General features: G+C 70.4%; 13 protein-coding genes and 2 tRNA genes. 7 read left to right on the plus strand and 8 right to left on the minus strand.

The genetic code is table 11. The features are described 5' to 3' along the window. Window positions 1–11: 11 nt before the first annotated feature. The 3 genes from ACO0LV_RS15730 to ACO0LV_RS15740 form a co-directional block, all read right to left on the minus strand. Window positions 12–2,354: a penicillin-binding transpeptidase domain-containing protein gene (locus ACO0LV_RS15730; RefSeq protein ID WP_424788864.1), complete on the minus strand. Its 2,343-nt coding sequence runs from the start codon at window positions 2,352–2,354 to the stop codon at window positions 12–14. A 235-nt stretch (window positions 2,355–2,589) separates the two neighbouring features. Next, a tRNA-Glu gene (locus ACO0LV_RS15735) sits at window positions 2,590–2,662 on the minus strand. Window positions 2,663–2,716: 54 nt separating this feature from the next. Then, window positions 2,717–2,788, minus strand: a tRNA-Gln gene (locus tag ACO0LV_RS15740). A gap of 201 nt (window positions 2,789–2,989) precedes the next feature. Here ACO0LV_RS15740 and ACO0LV_RS15745 point away from each other — a divergent pair. Beyond that, complete coding sequence (locus ACO0LV_RS15745; RefSeq protein ID WP_424788865.1) at window positions 2,990–3,262, plus strand: acylphosphatase; 273 nt, start codon at window positions 2,990–2,992, stop codon at window positions 3,260–3,262. 121 nt (window positions 3,263–3,383) lie between these two features. On the opposite strand, the gene ACO0LV_RS15750 is transcribed toward ACO0LV_RS15745, so the two are convergent. From ACO0LV_RS15750 to ACO0LV_RS15760, 3 genes are all read right to left on the minus strand, one after another. After that, window positions 3,384–4,145 carry an HAD family hydrolase gene (locus ACO0LV_RS15750; RefSeq protein ID WP_424788866.1) on the minus strand — a complete coding sequence of 254 codons (762 nt, stop codon included), beginning with the start codon at window positions 4,143–4,145 and terminating at the stop codon, window positions 3,384–3,386. A 115-nt stretch (window positions 4,146–4,260) separates the two neighbouring features. Further along, on the minus strand, window positions 4,261–5,772 hold the full coding sequence (gene gltX, locus ACO0LV_RS15755) for a glutamate--tRNA ligase (protein ID WP_424788867.1): 1,512 nt from the start codon (window positions 5,770–5,772) through the stop codon (window positions 4,261–4,263). 124 nt (window positions 5,773–5,896) lie between these two features. Next, a complete protein-coding gene (locus ACO0LV_RS15760) occupies window positions 5,897–6,661 on the minus strand; it encodes a fumarylacetoacetate hydrolase family protein (protein WP_424788868.1) in 765 nt (254 codons plus the stop codon). 298 nt (window positions 6,662–6,959) lie between these two features. Here ACO0LV_RS15760 and ACO0LV_RS15765 point away from each other — a divergent pair, with 298 nt between their 5' ends. Beyond that, window positions 6,960–8,372 (plus strand): heparan-alpha-glucosaminide N-acetyltransferase domain-containing protein, encoded by a 1,413-nt coding sequence (locus ACO0LV_RS15765; protein WP_424788869.1) that lies wholly within the window; start codon window positions 6,960–6,962, stop codon window positions 8,370–8,372. 56 nt (window positions 8,373–8,428) lie between these two features. On the opposite strand, the gene ACO0LV_RS15770 is transcribed toward ACO0LV_RS15765, so the two are convergent. After that, window positions 8,429–9,886 carry a DUF222 domain-containing protein gene (locus tag ACO0LV_RS15770; RefSeq protein ID WP_424788870.1) on the minus strand — a complete coding sequence of 486 codons (1,458 nt, stop codon included), beginning with the start codon at window positions 9,884–9,886 and terminating at the stop codon, window positions 8,429–8,431. A 137-nt stretch (window positions 9,887–10,023) separates the two neighbouring features. On the opposite strand from ACO0LV_RS15770, the gene ACO0LV_RS15775 reads away from it, so the two are divergent. The 4 genes from ACO0LV_RS15775 (at window position 10,024) to ACO0LV_RS15790 (ending at window position 13,907) form a co-directional block, all read left to right on the plus strand. Next, on the plus strand, window positions 10,024–10,248 hold the full coding sequence (locus ACO0LV_RS15775) for a hypothetical protein (protein WP_424788871.1): 225 nt from the start codon (window positions 10,024–10,026) through the stop codon (window positions 10,246–10,248). Window positions 10,249–10,379: 131 nt separating this feature from the next. Beyond that, entirely contained in the window at window positions 10,380–11,132 is a 753-nt protein-coding gene (locus ACO0LV_RS15780; RefSeq protein WP_424788872.1) for a SurA N-terminal domain-containing protein, read from the plus strand. Between the two features lie 181 nt (window positions 11,133–11,313). Beyond that, window positions 11,314–12,438: a hypothetical protein gene (locus tag ACO0LV_RS15785; protein ID WP_424788873.1), complete on the plus strand. Its 1,125-nt coding sequence runs from the start codon at window positions 11,314–11,316 to the stop codon at window positions 12,436–12,438. A 206-nt stretch (window positions 12,439–12,644) separates the two neighbouring features. Further along, window positions 12,645–13,907: an MFS transporter gene (locus ACO0LV_RS15790; protein ID WP_424788874.1), complete on the plus strand. Its 1,263-nt coding sequence runs from the start codon at window positions 12,645–12,647 to the stop codon at window positions 13,905–13,907. A gap of 14 nt (window positions 13,908–13,921) precedes the next feature. On the opposite strand, the gene ACO0LV_RS15795 is transcribed toward ACO0LV_RS15790, so the two are convergent. Beyond that, window positions 13,922–15,343, minus strand: a complete 1,422-nt coding sequence (locus ACO0LV_RS15795; protein ID WP_424788875.1) for an L-lactate permease — start codon at window positions 15,341–15,343, stop codon at window positions 13,922–13,924. Between the two features lie 231 nt (window positions 15,344–15,574). Between ACO0LV_RS15795 and ACO0LV_RS15800 the strand changes: the two genes are divergently transcribed. Next, window positions 15,575–19,009, plus strand: coding sequence for an SNF2-related protein (locus ACO0LV_RS15800; RefSeq protein ID WP_424788876.1), 3,435 nt, complete (start codon window positions 15,575–15,577; stop codon window positions 19,007–19,009).

Consider the following 19,009-nt stretch of genomic DNA (forward strand, 5'->3'; position numbering starts at 1 on the left):
GTTGACGTCGGTCAGTTGATGCCGTCGAGGAACTCTGCGACCAGCGGACCGGAGGTGGCCGCCCCGTACTCCCCGTCCTCGACGAAGGCCGCCACGGCCAGGTCGCCCTGGATGGCGATTACCCAGGTACGGATGGCTTCGCCGCTGCCGTGCTCGGCGGTGCCGCTCTTGGCCACCACCGGAGGGCCGTCGACATCGGCGAGCATCGGCGTGGTGCCATCGACGACGACGGCGCGCATCGCCTGGCGCAGCACAGCGGCTTCCTCATGAGTCAGCGGGGAGGTCTCGGTGGCCTGGGCACCCTCGCCGCCGTCGGTTCCGTCACCGTCGTCGCCGGGAACCCCGGTGGCTCCGTCCTCCTCGGACTCCCCGGCCGCTCCGTCGTCGTCGCCGGTGGCACCGGCCTGGTCCCCGGTGGCGCCGTCGTCGTCCCCGGTGGTGCCGCCCTCGTCCCCGGTGGTGCCGTCCTCGTCGTCAGCACCGCCGTCGTCGCCGTCGGTACTCGAATCCTGGGTGTCGCCCCCTTCGGGAACGTCATCGCCCTCGGCACCCTCAGCAGGGTCGGCGGTGAGGTCGGCAAGGTTGCGGATCAGGGTGGGACGCACCGTCTGCCCGGCGGACAAGGACGCGGCGACCACCGCCATGCCCATCGGGGAAGCGAGCACCTGGCCCTGACCCATCATGGCCGCCGCGTGGTTGGTGGCTCCCACCTCCTGTGGCACCGAACCCAGGAACAGCGGATACCCGAACTCCCCGGAGTCCAGCAGTCCCAGCGCCGTGGCGGCCGAGGCGAGATCGGCCGGACCGATCCGGTCGTGCTGGGCCAGGAACGTGGTGTTGCACGAGTGCGCGATCGCCTCGGTCATGGTGATGTCACCGAGCATCTCGTCCGGATAGCCCGGGTTGTTGGAGAACGTGCGCCCGTCCACCGTGAGCGTCTCGGGGCACTGCACGGTGTCCTCCAGTTCCATCCCCTCGCGCAGCATGGCCAGAGCGGTGACCATCTTGAAGGTCGAGCCGGGGGCGTACTGGCCCAGGGTCGCGGTGGACCAGCCCTGCGATCCCGGGCCGCTGGCCACCGCCAGGACGTGGCCGTCGGAGGGCCGCAGCGCCACCAGGGCACTGGCCGGCTCCACCTCGGCGAGGATCTTCTCGGCCAGGACCTGCATGTCGGCGTCCAGGGTGGTCTCAAGATCGATGCCGTCGCCCGCGTCGAAGGTGAACACCTGCGTGGGCTCGGCGCCCTCGGGCTGCCCGTCGCCGGCGGCTTCGGCGCCTGTTCCCCCGCCATCGGTCTCGCCACCGGCGCCGTCGTCGTCCTCGCCGGCACCCTCGCCGTCATTGGCACCCTCGCCGGCGTCGGAGACCGGGGCGCCGTCGACGACGGAGATGGCCACGGCAGGTCTGCCGCGCAGGACCTCCTCGTACTGGGCCTGCAGGCCGGACAGTCCGATGATGTCACCGGCCTCGATGCTTCCCTCGGAGTTCTCGATGATCTCGGCGGTGGCCTCCCCCACCCGGCCCAGCACCGGGCGGGCGAAGGACTCGGTGGGGCCCTGGATGCGCACCCCGGAGACGAAGTGCACTCCGTCCAGGGCGCGCAGGGTGTCCAGGTCCAGGCCCTCAGGGTTGTCCTGGGGGATCACCACCGCGTCCACGAACGCCCGCGGGCCGTAGGCCAGGACCCGGTCGGCGTAGGCCTGCGGGTTGGAGAAGTCCAGTTCCTCGGCCAGTGCCAGCGCGGCGTCGGCCCAGTCGTCGGACTCGATGAACGTCTTGTCGATCCCGATCCGGAAGACCGGTCGCTCCGCCACCAGGATCTCCCCGTCACCATCGAGAATGGCACCCCGGTCGGCATCGGTTCGCTCGACCACGAACACCCCGTTCTCACCGAGTTCACGGGCGATCAGGTCCCGGGACCAGGTGGCGTGCCAGGTCTCGGAGTCCTCGGCGGACAAGTGCACCGAGATCGGGTAGGACCAGGTCTGCTCCGAGCCGGGCATGCTCCAGTGCCAGCGCATCGCCGCATCGGCGGCCAGGCCCTCATCCTCCTCGTACGGGCTGGAGACCCAACTGACCTCCACCTCCCGGTCGATGCCCTCCATCTGCGCAAGGGCCGCATCGACGTCAGCCTGGGCGATCTCGCGCTCCTCGGCGCCCATCGGGGCCTCGGAGAAGTCCCCGCCGGCCATCGCCTCGGCCAGCGCCTCGGCGGCGGTCAACTCCGGGGCAGGGGCGTCGGCGTCGGCGTCCTCGCCGTCGGTCGGAGACGAGCAACCGGCCAGGAAGAGCCCGACGGCGGTCAGGGTGGCCACGAGAACCGATGCCGTTCTCCTGGGGTGCTGCTGGACCATCACTGCGTCCTCCTCCCGACCGCACAGTGCTCGCGGGCAGGCGCCGGCGAAACCATGATCCGAGGGTAGCCCGGTGCCGGCGCGGGTTTGCGGGGCACGCGCCGGAGTGGGTCACAGCCGTACCCCGCTGGGACTCCGGCAGGAGCGCCGTGAATCATCGGAGGCATGGACGCCGTCGGCCCCGAGCCGGCCACAAAGCAGAGAACCCCCGGCTTTCGCCAGGGGTTCTCGCGTGTAGCCCCGACCGGATTCGAACCGGCGTTACCGCCTTGAGAGGGCGGCGTCCTAGGCCACTAGACGACGGGGCCGAGCAGCCCGACGATCATACCGGAGCACACGGGGTGCTCTGCACATCGTCGGCGCTGGGGTACCAGGACTCGAACCTAGACTAACTGAACCAGAATCAGTCGTGCTGCCGATTACACCATACCCCAAGGGGGTATGACGTCAGAGTGTCCCGCGCGCACCGAAACAACCCCGGACGTCCTACCAGCCGGTAACTCTACCCGAGCCCGGTGGCCGCGCCCAAACCCGTGGGGGTGGGAGATCTCACATGCCCGACGGCGACTGCGTCCTGGAGCCTGTCGGCGGCGTGCGCAGGTGCTCGGGCAGCCGGGATGGGTCAGGATGGGCGAATGAATCAGATCGCCCGTCACCTGATGATCCGCGGCCACGTTCAGGGCGTGGTGTACCGCCAGAACTGCCGGTGCCGGGCCGAACAACTCGGTGTGGACGGATGGGTGCGAAACACCCCGGACGGCAACGTCGAGGCACACGTGCAGGGTCCGGCCGAGGCCGTGCAGACGTTGATCGACTGGGCCCACGAGGGACCCCGGCACGCCCAGGTGACCGAGGTGGAGACGCAGGAGGCCGAGGCCCAGAACCTGCATGGATTCGAGGTGCGCTGACCGACCGAGCAGCGCCCTGCCCGGGCGGCAAGTGCCGGACGAGCCACGAACCGAGTGCATCGGCCCGGACGCGTCCCGCCGGTCGTGGACCCGCGCTCGCTCTGCGTCCGGGTTCCTGCGGTCAGGGTTCCAGCAACACCGTGAGTTCGGACAGGCCGGCGATCACCTCGATGCCCTCCGCGCGTGCCGCCTCGGGATCCTCGGCGAAGGCTCCCCCACGCCGTCGACCGGGGCGGTCCAACCACACTCCACGCAGGCCCGCGGCGCGGGCGGCACGAGCGTCGAGGTCCAGTTCGTCGCCGACGTAGACCGTGGCGGCCGCGTCGGTGCCGAGCAGCCGGCAGGCCTCGGTGAAGACCCGCGGGTCGGGCTTTCCCACACCGAAGGTGTCCAGGGTGACCAGCAGGGGCACGTCATCGGCCAGGCCGCACCGACGCAGCTTCTGCTCCTGCATCGCCCGCTGCGCGTTGGTCACCGCGCCGACGGCCAGGCCACGGCCGGACACCTCGCGCACGCAGGCCAGGGCGTCGTCGAACGGGCGCCAGGCCGCCGCGAAGGCCTCGTTGTAGCGGGCATCCCACCGCGCGAACAGGTCATCATCGTCGTGCAAGGGCGGACCGCCGAATGCCTCGTGAAGCTCGGCGGCACGCGCCCGGCGCTGCTCGGTGTGCGTGATCTCGCCGCGGGTGAAGCGCCGGTAGTAGCCGCGGGCGTCGGCACGCCACAGGGCCAGCATCTCGGCGTGCTCCTCAGCACCGACGTGGGGCAGGTACTCCTGTGCGACGGCCTCGATCGCCGCCGCGAACGCCCCGGCGGTGTCCACGAGGGTGTCATCGACGTCGAACAGCACGGCCTCGACGCCGGGTCGGTCTGCTGCAGCCACCGCAGGCTCCCGGTCTCCCCGACCTTCCTGGTGTCCCTGGTCTGGGTCACCCGCCCGGGACGACCCAACACCCGCGGCACCGAACGCGGGATCCGCACGCACGCCGTCGGGCCTGCTAGTCATCCAGGTCGGTGCGCAGGGAGCGCAACCGCGCGAGCGACTCATCCTTGCCGAGGATCTCCATGGACTCGAACAGCGGCGGGGAGACCCGCCGCCCGGACAGCGCCACCCGCAACGGGGTGAAGGCGAACCGCGGCTTGATCCCCATGCCCTCCACGATCGCCTCGCGCAGGAGGTGCTGGGTGTGGCCGGCACCGAAGTCCTGGCTCGGCTCCAGCGCGGCGATGGCGGCATCGAGCACGTCAGCGGCCTCGGGACGCAAGGCGTTCAGCGCATCCTCCTCCCGGGGCAGGTCGGCGTGCGTGCGGAAGAGGAACCCGAGCATCCCCACCGACTCCCCCAGCAGCACCATGCGCTCCTGGATCAGCGGAACAGCCTGGGTGAGCAGGTGCTGTTCAGCCTCGTCGAGGCCCTCCCAGGTCTCCGCGCCGACCAAGCCGGCCTCGTGCAGGTAGGGCACCACCCGGGCGCCGAACTCGGTCTCGTCGAGCAACCGCAGGTGGGCGGCGTTGATGGCCTCGGCCTTCTTCACATCGAACCGCGCCGGGTTGGGGTTGACGTCGGCGATGTCGAAAGCGGCCACCAGTTCCTCGCGGGTGAAGATGTCCCGGTCCGGTGCGATCGACCAGCCCAGCAGGGCCAGGTAGTTCAGCAACCCCTCGGGCAGGAAGCCCCGCTCACGATGGGTGAACAGGTTGGACTCGGGATCGCGTTTGGACAGTTTGCGGTTGCCCTCACCGCGCACCAGCGGCATGTGCCCGAACGCCGGCACCGCCTGCGCCAGCCCCAGGTCGATCAGCGCCCGCCACAGCACCACCTGGCGCGGGGTGGAGGAGAGCAGGTCCTCACCGCGCAACACGTGGGTGATGCCCATCAGGGCGTCGTCGAGGGGGTTGACCAGGGTGTACAACGGCTGACCGTTGCCGCGCACGATCACGAAGTCCGGGACCGAGCCGGCCGCGAAGGTGATCTGCCCGCGGATGAGGTCGTCCACCACGATGTCGGTTTCGGGCATCCGGATCCGCAGCACCGGGGTGCGGCCGGCGTCGCGGTAGGACTGCTTCTGCTCCTCTGTCAGGTCGCGGTCGAATCCGTCATAGCCGAGTTTGGGGTCCCGCCCGGCCGCCCGGTGGCGCTCCTCGATCTCCTCCGCGGTGGAGAAGGACTCATAGGCGTGCCCGGCGGCAAGCAGTTGGGCGGCAACGTCGGAGTAGATGTCCATCCGCTGCGACTGCCGGTAGGGCCCGTGCGGTCCGCCGACCTCCACGCCCTCATCCCAATCCAGGCCCAGCCAGCCCAAGGCGTCGAGCAGCTGGTGGTAGGACTCCTCGCTGTCCCGGGCGGCGTCGGTGTCCTCGATCCGGAACACGATCTTGCCGCCGTGGTGGCGGGCGTAGGCCCAGTTGAACAGGGCGGTGCGGATCAGGCCGACGTGCGGGGTGCCGGTGGGTGAGGGGCAGAACCGCACACGCACATCGGCGCCGGTTGCGAAGTCTGGGGTAGCCATGATCCCCCACCCTATCGAGCAACTCGCCCCGCCTAGATCCTCATCTCAGCGCCCAGATCGCACGCCTCGTGACGACACCGGCAGCACGCCGGCGACGTCCACAGGCGAGGTGGCAGGACCGCGACTAGCGCCGCATCACCGGGTTTGCCAGGGTCCCGATGCCCTCGACCTCCACCTCCACGCGCTGACCGGCCTCGATCGGGCCGACCCCCGCGGGGGTTCCGGTGAGCAGGACGTCGCCGGGCAGCAGGGTGAACAGCGAGGAGGCGTAGGCGATCAGCTCCGGCACCTTGTGCACCATCTGGGCGGTTGAGCCGTCCTGCCGCAACTCACCGTCCACCCGGGCCTGCACCCGCAGGTCTGCCACGTCCAGGTCCATCGTGATGACCGGGCCGAGGGGGCAGGAGGTATCGAACATCTTGCCCCGGGTCCAGGTCTTGTCCTCGGACTGCACATCGCGCGCGGTGACGTCGTTGGCCACCGTGTAGCCGAAGATCACATCGCCTGCGCGCTCGGCCGGCACGTCCTTGCAGATCCGGGAGATGACGACGGCGAGCTCGGCCTCGTGATGCACCTCGCTGGAGTAGGACGGCAGCAGGATCGGGTCATCTGGTCCGATAACCGCGGTGTTCGGCTTGAGGAACACCAGCGGCCGCTGCGGCACCTCGTTGCCCAGTTCGGCGGCGTGCTCGGCGTAGTTGCGCCCGATCCCCACCACCTTCGACCGGGGGATCACCGGGGCGAGCAGCCGTACCGAGTCGATCGGCACCCGCTGGCCCGTGGGGTCGATCGGGGTGTACAGCGGGTCGCCGGAGAGCACCACCAGGTCGTTGTCGTCGACCACGCCATAGCGCGGGTCATCACCGAGGGCGAACCGTGCGATCTGCATGATCCTCACCCTACTGCCACCGCCGGAGCCCCCCACCAGCCCGCATGGGACCCGCCTGACCCGCGCAGCCCGCATAGCCCGCGCAGCCCGCATGCGCCGCGCAGCCCGCATAGCCGCGCAGCCCGCATAACCCGCGCAGCCCGCATAGCCCGCGCGGCTCTTCGTGCACACGCCGCCCCCAGCCGCCCGTCCACCACCCGATCCCGGTCGGGTGCGGTGAGACCGGATCCGCAGATCGCCGGGCTCACGGGCGCATGCCCGGTCTCGCCGCGCCATGCGCAGTCGGTACCGTGGGCGGATGCAGACGAGAGCGCGCACGCGCATCGTAGGGGTCGACACCGCCCGCGGGCTGGCGGTGCTGGGCATGTTCGTGGCGCACCTGGGGATGGAGCGCCACAGCGAGATCTGGACCACCACCGGCTGGTTCTTCCTGGGCGACGGGCGGCCCTCGGCGCTGTTCGCGATGCTGGCCGGGATCGGACTGGTCTTCATGACCCGCCGCGCCCAGGACGACCCGGCCAGGTTCGCCTTCCAGCGCGGTCGGATCCTGCGCCGGGCCCTGATCCTGTACCTCCTCGGCTACGGCCTGGTGTTCCTGGGCACCCCGGTGGCGGTGATCCTGCCCGCCTACGCGGTGTTGTTCGTCGTGGCTGTGCCGTTCCTACGAATGAGCGCCGTGGCGGTGCTCGGGTGCGCCGGTATCGTGCTCGCGATCGGACCGCAGATCCTGGTCCTGACCCGGCACGCTTTCCACGGTGAAGCCGGCCCGGTGCACGAACTGGCGCTGCTTCCCGGCTTGGCCGAGGTGTGGTCCGGCTACTACCCGGCGATCACCTGGTTGGCCTACATCCTGGTGGGCGTAGCGGTGGGCAAGACCGACCTGCGCTCCCCGAGGGTGGCTACCGCCCTCCTTGGTATCGGGTCCGTGGTCGCCGCGCTGGGCTACGGCGCCGGAGCGTTCGCCGAAGGCGCTCTGGTCGGACGGGAGGGCACGATCGCCTTCGACCTGATCACCATCGAGCCGCATGCCAACTCGACCCCGGAGATGCTGGGCAACGCAGGCTTCGCCGTGGCACTGCTGGGCCTCTGCCTGCTCGCGATGTCCCTGGCACCGCTGCGCGTGATCGCCGCTCCCCTGAACGCCGTCGGGGCGATGTCGCTGACGATCTACAGCCTGCACATCGTCTATATCGCCATCCTGGGCACCGACGCGGTCTGGTACCCGGTCTCGAACTGGCCGCTGATCTGGTTGGTGCTGGCCAGCCTGGCATTCGCCATCATCTGGCAGAAGACCTTGGGCCAAGGACCGCTGGAACGCCTGCTCGCCCGATTGATCGGTTCCCGCCGCCCCCCGGCGTCCGGACCGGGACCCACGCCCCCCGGATCGCACCATCAGGTTTCGCCGCAGTACCCGGCACCGGGGCAGCACCACGTTCCCCCTCCACCAGAGTCCGCCCAGTACCAGGCGCCGCAACGACCCGGAGCATCGACGACGCCACCACCTGCCCCTGTCCCCCACTACCAACCCCCGCAGGCAGCGCCGGTGCAGCACCCGCCCCACCAGCACCCCTACTATCCTGCGAGCCCCGACCCGCAGACCCCAGCAACACACCAGGTCCCCGTGCAGCACCAGGGTCCACCGCCATACCCACCGGCCGCACCGGCACCGCCATACCCACCGGCCGCACCGCCACCGCAACACCGGGCTTAGCCGCACCGGGCAGGCCTGGGACCCAGCCGCGGGCGGCCGGGTGCGGGGCGGGGTAGTCAGGTGTGCCAGGTGACCCCGGCGGACGTCACGGTGGCCGTGACATCGTTCGCGTGCACATAGGTGTGGTGGCGCCCGCAGAGGAGCGCGCCGTTGTCCATGTCGGTCGGGCCGCCATCGGCCCAATGCCGGACGTGGTGAGCATCGCACCATTGCGGAGGAATCGTGCAACCCGGGTACGAGCAGTGCTTGTCACGATGCCACAGCGCCCGATGCTGTCCAGGGGTGAACAACCTCTTGTCGTGCCCCATCTCGAGGATCTGACCCTCGGTGCCGAGCACGGCCGGAATGATGGAACCATCGCAGGCCAGCCGTCGCACCGTCGTCGGGGAGAGCACTTGTCCGGTCATGGTGATACCCGCACCATCGACGCCCTCGGTCAGCGCGGTGAGCGGAATCGTCACCATCACCTGCGCCTTGGTGGTCTGCGAGACGCCCTCCGGAGCGGAGACACCGCGCCGGACGATCGTCAGGAGCGCGTCGGCTCGCCGTTGGGCGGGCGTTCGCGGATCGGCGGCGCCGTCGTCGTCCTTCTCGGGCGCCGACAACGCAGAGATCGCCGCATCCACAACGGCCGCGCCTTCGGGCTCGACGACGAGTCGGTACTCCGTCAGGTCCTCACCCACCGGGAGGGAGTGCAGGGAGCGGAAGGTTCGCCCACGCCGTTCGGACTCCTCCTTCTCCCGGGCAGGTTTGATGATCTTGCGCGAGGTCCCCAGGACTACGCGCAGCTGTCGGTCGGTCCAGCCGTGCTTGCGGATCACCGACTCCGGATCCCGGTCGATCCCCAACGCATCCCGGGCCAGCCCGCGTGGGCCGAAAGTGTCGGTGGCGCCCTGATTGATCGTCGTCATCGCCGCGGCCAGCGCGTCCGGGGGTGAGTGCGGAGCCACCTCGTCGTGGAACTGCACGATCGCCGCCGCCCGCGAGGGGCCCAACTCCGCCCGATCGAATGCGGCCAGCGTGCCGCGCAGGGGCGCGTCCTGCTTTGCCTGCCCGCCGTCCTGCTCGGCCAGCCCGTCGTCGGCGGCGCCGCCCTGCGCTGGATCAAGCTGGGCGACGGCGCCACCCTCCTCCTGCGCGCCACCTGGCCCCGTGCCCAACCCGGGCCCACCGTTCAGCGTCCGGACCGCCTCGGCCAGTCGCACGGTCATCAGGGCGTGCCCCACCGGGGGCATCGGCGCTTGCCGAGCTTGCGCCTGGGTCAGGTAATCCACTGGTGTCAGGCAGCGGTCGCGCGGAATCCCTCGGTCGATCACCTCGGCCGTGGCGCGCACCTCGGCCCGCGACAACTGGTGCCGTACCCGGCCCAGTGCACCCAACACCTCCACCAGGTCACCTTCGGGAACACGCCACCACTCCCCCTGGGCCAGGGCGTCCAGGGTCAGGGCCATCTGCGCCAGCAGCGACGGCGCTTGCGTCACCGTACCGACGTCGATGGTCTGGTCGTTGGCCATGGAACAACCGTACTAACGACCACCGACATTCGGTCGCCGAAGGGTCCCGGGCCACGGCAGGCGGTCTCACCCTGGTGGACGCTCGGTGAGGCCGGTTCAAGGAACCATGCACCTCAGGCAGAGCCGGGGAGGCGACCATGGCCAAGGATCGCAAGGCGAAGCGTGCTGAACGCCGGCGTGTGCGCGCCGCCCGCAAGATGTGGGACCAGGGCCCGCGGAACCGGGCGCGGGAACGAGAGCACCTGGCCGTCACGTGCGGGGAGCGGGTGTGGTCGCATCTGCGGAGTCAGGCGGCCCTCGGGCCCCGCGCGAACCTCAGTTCGCCGAACCCGCCCGGTGGGATCCTGATCGGGCGCTACTGACCGCCGCGCCCTGCGACCACCGCCGGCGGCGTGACCAATCCCACCACCCCGGCCCCAGCGTGAGGCCTGGGGTTCGGCGATCTGTGCGTGTTACGGTGCCCGGTCCGTCCTCTCTGAAAGGAACTCGCACTGTGACGAGGAAACTGCTGGCCACCGCTGCCACCGCTGCCGCCCTGATCGCCCTGGCCGCGTGCAGCGAATCCGCCCCGCAGGACCCCGGTCCCGAGGATGCCGAGGCACCGGGAGTGGAAGAGCAGGACGGCATGCCCGAGATGCCGGAGATGCCCGAACCCGATGTCGCGGACGTCCCCGACGTGGTCGCCACCGTGAACGGCACCGACATCGCCGGCGACGAATTCGTCACGCTGTACCAGATGCAGTTCCAGCAGATGGCGATGGAGTCCCAGGCGTCCGGGCAGGAGGTCGACCAGGACGAGTTGAAGTCCCAGACGTTGAACTCCATGGTCGACAGCGAACTGCTGGTCCAGGATGCCCATGAGCGCGGATACGAGGCCAGCGAGGAGGACGTCGAGGCCCTCCTGGAGCAGACCGCCACATCCAACCAGATGGAGTCGGTGGAGGAGTTGCTGGGCGTCTACGCCGAACAGGGCGTCACCGAGGAACAGGTCCGGGACGATGCCCAGACCCAGCTGCTGGTCCAGGAACTGGTCGAGAACGACATCGAGGTCGACGAACCCACCGACGAGGAGGTCGTCGAACTCTACGAGTCCATGGGTCTGGGTGAGGACGAGGAGAACGGCTACGAACTGGAGGAGATCCGCCCGGAACTGGAGGCTCAGGTGCGTAACCAGAACCGCTCCGAGGCCGTCGGAGCCCACGTGGATGATCTTCGCAGCGACGCCGAGGTGCAGACCTACCTGTGACGCGGTCCCGGGCAACACGCCACGGACACGATCGAGACGCGGCCGACCCCGCTCGGTAGGGGCACCCGCATGGGACCAAGGCCCTCTACCGGCACCGGTATCCCTCCATAGGCTGGTGGCATACCACCCGGGGTGACGCGTACGCACGCCCCATTCCGTCCCAGTCAAGGAGGAGGCCCCTATGGCCCTGCACACCGACATCCCCACCTCGGCCGACATCGAGCGGCTCGCCGCCGTACGCGACGAGCCCTGTGTGTCGATCTACCTGCAGACCTCACCGGTCAGCGCGGACAATGAGGGCGCCCGCATCGAATTGCGCAACGCGATGAGCGATGCCGCCAACCAGTTGAGTGAAGCCGGGGTGGAGCGGCGCCAGATCGAGGCGATCACCGAACACGCCGAGGCGCTGCGCGCCGATGCGTCGTTCTGGAACTACCTGTCCAACTCCCTGGCGATCTTCCTCACTGCCTCCGAGACCCACACCTTCCGCCTGCCGAGCAGACTGACGAGTGTCCAGGAGGTTTCCGACCGCTTCCACATCAAGCCGATCCTGCGCGCAGTCACCTTCCCGCACACTGCGTTCGTGCTGGCGTTGTCGGCGAACGCCGCCCGGTTGGTGGAGATCACCGCGGACTCCCCCGCGTTCGAGGTCTCGGTGGACGAGTTGCCCGAGAGCCTCGAGGACGCCGTCGGCGGCACCGATGACCCGAACCGCCAATCCTTCGCCCGGATGTCCTCCGGGGACACCGAGCGGGTCCGGCTCACCCAGTACGCCCGCATGGTCGATCGCGCTCTGCGCCCGCTGCTTCCCGACGTGCGCGTGCCGTTGATCCTGGCCGCGGCCGAACCGCTGGCCAGCATCTACCGGTCGGTCTCCAGCTCCACGAACCTGGCCGGCCAGGGCATCGAAGGGAACCCGGATCAGCTCGACGACGCCGCCCTTGCGGAGGCGGCGCGGACGATCATGGACCGGCTCTACGCTGACGAGATCGCCGCCGTCGCGCAGGATCTGAACGAGGACTACCCGCGCGAGCGCGTGGCGCTGGACACCCAGCAGGTGGCCCGGGCCGCCACGTTCGGGGCCGTGGACACCCTGCTGGTGGACATCGACAGCCACCAGGGCGGGTTCCTGGACGAGGCCGACGGCGCGCTGACGCTCTCCGCCTCCCCCGATGCCCTGGACTACGGCGTGGCGGACGAGATCGCCCGGCGCGCCCTACGCACCGGCGCCAGGGTGCTGGCGGTACGGGCCGAGGACATCCCCGGGGACGGACCCGTCGCGGCGCTGCTGCGCTACCCGATGTGAGGCCCACCAGGGCCTGCGTGCACCCGCCAGTGCGTGCGCACCCACCCGGGTGAGCCTCCCCCACCGAAGGTGAGGCCCGACGACGGCGGGCCGGGGTGGCCGGAGAAGCGGAACCGCCCCGCCCGCTCACCTGGTGAACGCGGCGCGCGGGATCACCGGGCCGCGGCGTAGCATGCCCTGGACGTCACGCCTGCAAGAGAGGATCCATGCCCACGCCCCGGACCCCACGAGCCCGCGGCGGGCAGCCACCGATCTGGACGCGCGACTTCACCCTGGCCACAAGCACGAACCTGCTGCTGGCGATGGTGTTCATGGCCTCCATCGTCACGATGGCCCCCTACGCCGTCCGGGAACTGGGCGCGACCGAACCGCAGGCGGGCGCGGTGGCGAGCATCTTCGTGGTCGGCGCGCTGCTCACCCGGCCCTTTGCGGGGCGATACCTGGACGTGCTCGGACGGCGGCGCATCGTCGTCGTCGGGATCGGTCTGCAGGTGGGCGCACTGGCGCTGTACTTCCTCGCCGACACCCTGGCCCTGCTGCTGGTGGTGCGGGTGCTGCACGGGATGGCCTTCGGGCTGGTCAACACCGCGATGGCGGCCTCGGTCATTTCCCTGCTGCCGCCACGGCGCCGCTCCGAGGGCACCGGCTACTTCGGGATGAGCGGCGTGATCGCCGGCGCGGTCGGCCCGCTGTACGGGGTACCGGTGCTGATGGGACCGGGCCCACAGGTCCTGTTCGCCGTCTTCACCGGGCTGGCGGTGCTGGCATTCAGCCTCTCGTTGCTGCTGCGGCTGCCCAGTCCGGCCGCCCCAGCCCCTCGCCCGCGCCCGCGGGCACGGCGACGCTCGGTAGGCCCGGTGCTACGGTCCCTGCTGGAGCCGACCGTGATCCCGGTGGCCTCGGTGATGCTGGTGGCCGGGGCGGCCTTCTCCTCGGTGATGACGTACATGAGCCTGTACACCCCATCGCTGGGGATGGAGGAGATGACCACGGTCTTCTTCGTGGTCTACTCCGCGTCGGTGCTCCTGGTGCGGCCCTTCGCCGGACGCCTGCACGATTCCCGCGGGGACAACACCATCATCTACCCGTCGCTGCTCTCCCTCGCGGTAGCCCTGGCCGTGATCAGCGTCGCGCGCACGCCGGCGGTGCTACTGCTCGGTGCGGTGTTCCTCGCGCTCGGATTCGGCACCCTGATGAGTTCGATGCAGGCCATCGCGGTGACGCTGGCCCCACGGGACCGGGTGGGGGTCGCCACCGCGACGTTCTTCCTGATGCTGGACATCGGCACCGGCCTGGGCCCGATCCTGCTGGGCTTCGCGGTGGCCTACCTGGGGTATTCACCGATGTACCTGGTGATGGCGGCGATCACGCTGGTGGCGGTGGGACTGTACTACCTGACGCACGGTGGCACCCCCAACCGTCGGAGCGGACCGCTGCCGGACGATCCGCCCGAAGTCACCGACCAATAGGGTCGCACGCGCGCTCATCCGATCAGCAGCGTCGCGGCCCCCAGGATCGCCACGGCCACCGTGATCGCCCCTGCCAGCACCGCGACGTAGCGCGCGGGGAACCGCTCCCCGGCAGGCAGCGCAACCGCCGTGGCGAGCGCGATCCGTGCGGGTGAGGCGTTCATCCCGAAAGACGCGGCCACGTTCTGGGCCGCCAGGGGGACTATCGGGCTGGTGTCCAGCCCGAGGGCGGCCGTGGTGGTGGCGGTGGAGAACATGGCGGCCGAACCGGTGTTGGAGCCGGTCAGGTAACCACCCAGGGCCCCGATGGCGGGGATCGTCGCGAGAAATCCGATCCCCATCTGTGCGGCAGTGACCGCCAGGTAGTCGGCCATCCCGGTGACAGCCATCACGATGCCCAACGCCAGGAACATCACCGCCGTGCCACCGGGGCGCAGCCAGCGCCTCAGCACCTGGATCGCCATCGCCGGGCGCTCCACCCTCGGGATCCCGAGCAGCACCGGAGCCAGCATCGCGGAGGCCACCAGCCACAGCGCCGGACTGGACAGCCACGCCAGTCCCGCCGGATCCCCCGCGATCGCCAGCGCGGCGGTGGTCACCAGGATCCCGCCGACCAGCAGCAGGTAGGGCCGCACGCCCCTGCGCAGCCGGGTGGTGATCGCCGGGAGCGGCCCGTAGCTGATGCGGGTCAGGACAAGCAGCACCACGATCACCACCAGCGCGGTCAGCACACCGGTCAGCGGCGGACCCACCAGCAGGCTCGCCCCGATCAGGCCCGCCCACTGAAGCGCCACCACGACGGCGGCGAGCACCACCCGCCGTGCACCGACCCGACCACCGGCCAGGGCCAGCACCCCGACCATGCTCACCACCAGCACCGGAAGGCTCAGCAGGGCCGACCACACACCGAGGTCGGCGAAGTCCACCCCACCCAGTCGGGAGGCCACCAGCATGCCCGGGGCCAGCGATCCCCAGGGCGCGGTGACCATGCCGAGCAGCCCCACCGTCACCGCCCGCACCGGTGCCAGTCCGTGCCTGATCAGCAGCGGTGCGGAGATCACCAGCCCGATCCCGAACCCTGTGACAGCCTCCAGGAACGGGGTGAGCCCGTAGACCAGGAGCAGCAGCGACACGGTGCGGTCCTGGCCGGCCTCCGCGCGATCGAGCCAGTCGGCGATGGCGTCCTGCCCGCCGCTGCGGGCCATCGCCTCGGCCAGCCCCAACCCGCCCAGGATGATCAGCGCCACCGCGAGCACGGTCGGGCCCATCTGGGCCGCCGTCGCCGCCACTGCCTCACCCGTGGGCGCGAAGACGGTGGAACCGCCGAGCAGGGCGACCGCGAGCCCGGCGACACCGGCCCAGAGGGCGGGGATCCGGACGGCGAGCATCCCGAGGACGACGGCGAAGGGCGCCAGGGCAAGGATGAGTTCAGTCATGTTGTGGCTCGGCAGGTGCCGGGCCAGATGTCGGTGACCACGGTGATCACCGGCCTGGACGGCCCGGTCAGTATCGCCCGGCGCCGCAGACACCGGCAAATAGCGGTTGTCCACCACTGCCGTGCCCGCCCCCGGTCATCCACCACCGCCCTGCCCGCCCCCGGTCATCCACCACCGCCCTGACCCGCTCCTGCTGTCCACCGCTGCCGCAGGCGCCGAGGTGAGATGTGGGTGGCACCATCTAACGTGGACGGCGTGGACACCGGCATCGAGCTGATCGGGATCGTGGGCCCCAACACGTTCACCCGGGGCCGGGCCTACGCACGCCAGGGCCGGGCCGAGGTCCTGGAGCACGACCATCGGAACCGGTACGTGGCCGGCACCTGCCAGGGGTCGGGCGGACGCACCTATCAGGTGCGGGCCGAGTACCAGGTCACCTCGCACGGGAACGTCGATGAGATCGAGGGACAGTGCACCTGCCCGGTGCAGTTCGACTGCAAGCACGCCGTGGCCCTGCTGTTGACCGCGCGGCACCACACCCGCGAGCCCGGCCGTGCGCCCGCGCACTGGCAGAGCGTGCTCACCGAGGTCTTCGGAGGACCGCAGCCCGCCACCTCCTCACTGGCCCTGGCGGTGGAGTTCGACCCGCCGGCCGCCGGAGCACCTCATCACTTCTCCTGGGCGGGCCGCGCCGAGCTCGGCGCCTTGCGGGTGCGGCCGATGCGGCCGGGAAAGCGCAAGGCCTGGGTGAACGCCGGGGCGACCTGGTCGAGCGTGCGGGGCGGTCACATCGACGGTGCCGCCCGGTCCCAGGTGGACGCCCTGGACGCACTGCGCCGGATGGCCAACCAGTCCGACCCGTGGTCGATGGGTGAGCCGACCTGGATCAGCCTGGACCGGATAGACAACCCCGGCCTGTGGCCGACCCTGGAGCAGATCGTGGCCTCCGGCGTGGAACTGGTTGCCACCGAGTACCGCACGGTCATGATCGAGGCCGAGCCGGGTACGGCGCCGATCACCGTGACCGAGCGCGACGGCGAGATCCGGGTGGGCGCCGTGCTCACCCATCCGGACGCGCCGGAACCCGGGCAGAGCCTGGCCGCGATCGGTACCCCGCCCCACGGCCTGATCTGGACCGATGATGCAGGTCTGCACCTGGCTCCCCTGACCCGTCCGGCGAGCCCGGCCTGGTCCGCCCTGCACCGCGCCGGGACCCCGGTGCGCGTCCCAGCGGCCGACCGTCGCCAGTTCCAGCGGGAGGTGCTGCCGCACATCCTCCGGGAGGTCTGGATCAGTCCCGATGACAGTTACGTCCCGCCGCCGCCTCCTACCCCGGTGCTGCACCTGGACGTACAGATCGCAACCGGCACCGACGGCGTACCCACCGCGTGGCACGAACCGGCCACACCGCAGGCGACGCTGACCTGGTCGGTGCACTACCGGGACGAGGACGGCGAGGGGTACGGCCCACTCGACCTGCCCGGTGAGCCGACTGATCCGCGGCGCGACGCCGAGGCCGAGCGGGCGCTGTGCACCCGTGCCGCGGCGCTGCTGCAACCACTGCCCGGCACGGTCGACGACGAGGGTCCACGTTCGCGCGCACGGGTGCACGGGCTGGCCGTGGTCACCCTGATCGATGACGTCCTTCCGCAGTTGCAGGAGGCAGGGGTGCTCGTCACCGCGAGCGCGCTGCCGACGTTCACCCACGCCGGCGACCCGACGGTGCAGGTCTCGGTCACCGAGGCAGGGCGGGACTGGCTCGATCTGGACGTCACCATGGCCGTGGCCGGGCGGGAGGTGCCGATCAGTCACGTCATCACGGCCCTGACCCGCGGGCTCGATGCCCTCTTCCTTCCCGATGGCACCTATGTGCTGCTGGATGATCCCGAACTGGAACAACTCCGGGCGCTGCTGGCCGAGTCCCGCGAGCTGGGTGACCAGCGTCGCAAGGCACTGCGGGTTCCACGCGTGCAAGTGTCCTGGTGGGAGGAGTTACTGGCCCTCGGTCTGGTGTCCGCCTCGGAGCATGAGTGGTTCCGGGCACTGCGGCAAGCGGCGCAGCGCCGGCCCGACCCCCCGCCGGTCCCGGCCGGTCTGCGCGCGTCGCTGCGGCCCTATCAACAGTCGGGCTATGAGTGGTTGGCCACCCTGCGCCGCAGCGGACTGGGCGGAATCCTCGCCGATGACATGGGACTCGGTAAGACGGTGCAGGTGCTGGCGATGATTCTCGATGAGCGCACCCAGGCCGCCAACGCCGCAGCGATCACCGGAGGCGAGGAAGCCGCAGGCTCCGAGATCATCCCCTCCGCAACGGCAGTGCAGAACCCTCCAGAACCCGCAGCCACCGCCCCGAGTGGGCCGTGGCTCGTGGTCGCACCGACGTCGGTGGTACCGAACTGGGTCGCCGAGGCCGCCAAGTTCACCCCGGATCTGCGCGTGGCACCGGTCAACGCAACCGGGGCCCGCCGCGGGCGCACGCTCGCCGATGTGGCCGCCGAGGCCGACGTCATCGTCACCTCCTACGCGCTGCTGCGCCTGGAGGCGGCCGAGTACGCCGAATTGAACGTGGCCGGCCTGGTGCTCGATGAGGCCCAGCACGCCAAGAACCACACCTCCAAGGCGTTCGCGAGCGCCAAGAAGGTCGCCGCCCCGCTCACCTTCGCCGTGACCGGCACACCCCTGGAGAACACGCTCGAGGAGTTGTGGGCGATGTCGGCGCTGGTCGCACCGGGTTTGTTGGGTAGCCCCGCACAGTTCCGAGCGGTCTACCGCCGCCCGATCGAGAGCGGGCAGGCGCAGGCTCCGGACCTGATGTCCCGGCTGCGTCGCCGGATCGCTCCGTTCCTGTTGCGCCGCACCAAGGACCAGGTCGCCACCGACCTGCCGCCCAAGCAGGAGCAAGTGGTACCGGTGGAACTGAACCCTGCACACCGGCGGGTGTACGACAAGCACCTGCAACTCGAGCGCCAGCGGGTGCTGCGGCTGGTGGAGGATCTGGACCGCAACCGGGTTGAGGTCCTGGCCGCGCTCACCCGGCTGCGACAACTGGCCATCGACGCGACCCTGGTGGACCCGGAGACCACGGCACAGAGTTCGAAGCTCGAGGTGTTGCTCCCACTGCTGCGCGAGGCCGCTGCGGAAGGGCACCGGGTGCTGGTGTTCTCCCAGTTCACCCGGTACCTCGTCCGGATCGCCGAGCGGCTGCGGGCCGAGGGCGTGGGGTATGCCTACCTGGACGGGTCCACCAAGCGCCGGGCTGGTGTGATCGAGGGCTTCGCCAAGGGCGATGATCCGGTGTTCCTGATCAGCCTCAAGGCCGGCGGGGTCGGCCTGAACCTGACCATGGCCGATTACGCCGTCCTGGCTGATCCGTGGTGGAACCCTGCGGTGGAGGCCCAGGCGGTGGATCGCACGCACCGGATCGGGCAGCGCCGGCCGGTGATGGTCTACCGGCTGGTGGCCACCAACACCATCGAGGAGAAGGTGTTGGCCCTGCAGGAATCGAAACGCGAACTCGTGGCCGGGGTGCTGGCCGAGGACGGCGAAGGTGGCACAGCCGAGACCGCCGCCGACACTGGCGCCACATTCTCAACCGCGCCGGCACCGGCGCGTACCACCGGATCCGGTGCGCTCAGCGCCGCGGAGCTGCGCGAGCTGCTCGCCTGA

This window comes from Pseudactinotalea sp. Z1739 (genome assembly GCF_049725055.1).
Lineage (GTDB): Bacteria > Actinomycetota > Actinomycetes > Actinomycetales > Beutenbergiaceae > CALKWS01.

Coding starts and splice junctions, on each gene's coding strand:
- ACO0LV_RS15745 (WP_424788865.1), top strand. CDS start 2,990: ATGAATCAGATCGCCCGTCACCTGATGATCCGCGGCCACGTTCAGGGC.
- ACO0LV_RS15730 (WP_424788864.1), bottom strand. CDS start 2,354: ATGGTCCAGCAGCACCCCAGGAGAACGGCATCGGTTCTCGTGGCCACC.
- ACO0LV_RS15785 (WP_424788873.1), top strand. CDS start 11,314: ATGGCCCTGCACACCGACATCCCCACCTCGGCCGACATCGAGCGGCTC.
- ACO0LV_RS15770 (WP_424788870.1), bottom strand. CDS start 9,886: ATGGCCAACGACCAGACCATCGACGTCGGTACGGTGACGCAAGCGCCG.
- gltX (WP_424788867.1), bottom strand. CDS start 5,772: ATGGCTACCCCAGACTTCGCAACCGGCGCCGATGTGCGTGTGCGGTTC.
- ACO0LV_RS15775 (WP_424788871.1), top strand. CDS start 10,024: ATGGCCAAGGATCGCAAGGCGAAGCGTGCTGAACGCCGGCGTGTGCGC.
- ACO0LV_RS15795 (WP_424788875.1), bottom strand. CDS start 15,343: ATGACTGAACTCATCCTTGCCCTGGCGCCCTTCGCCGTCGTCCTCGGG.
- ACO0LV_RS15790 (WP_424788874.1), top strand. CDS start 12,645: ATGCCCACGCCCCGGACCCCACGAGCCCGCGGCGGGCAGCCACCGATC.
- ACO0LV_RS15760 (WP_424788868.1), bottom strand. CDS start 6,661: ATGCAGATCGCACGGTTCGCCCTCGGTGATGACCCGCGCTATGGCGTG.
- ACO0LV_RS15765 (WP_424788869.1), top strand. CDS start 6,960: ATGCAGACGAGAGCGCGCACGCGCATCGTAGGGGTCGACACCGCCCGC.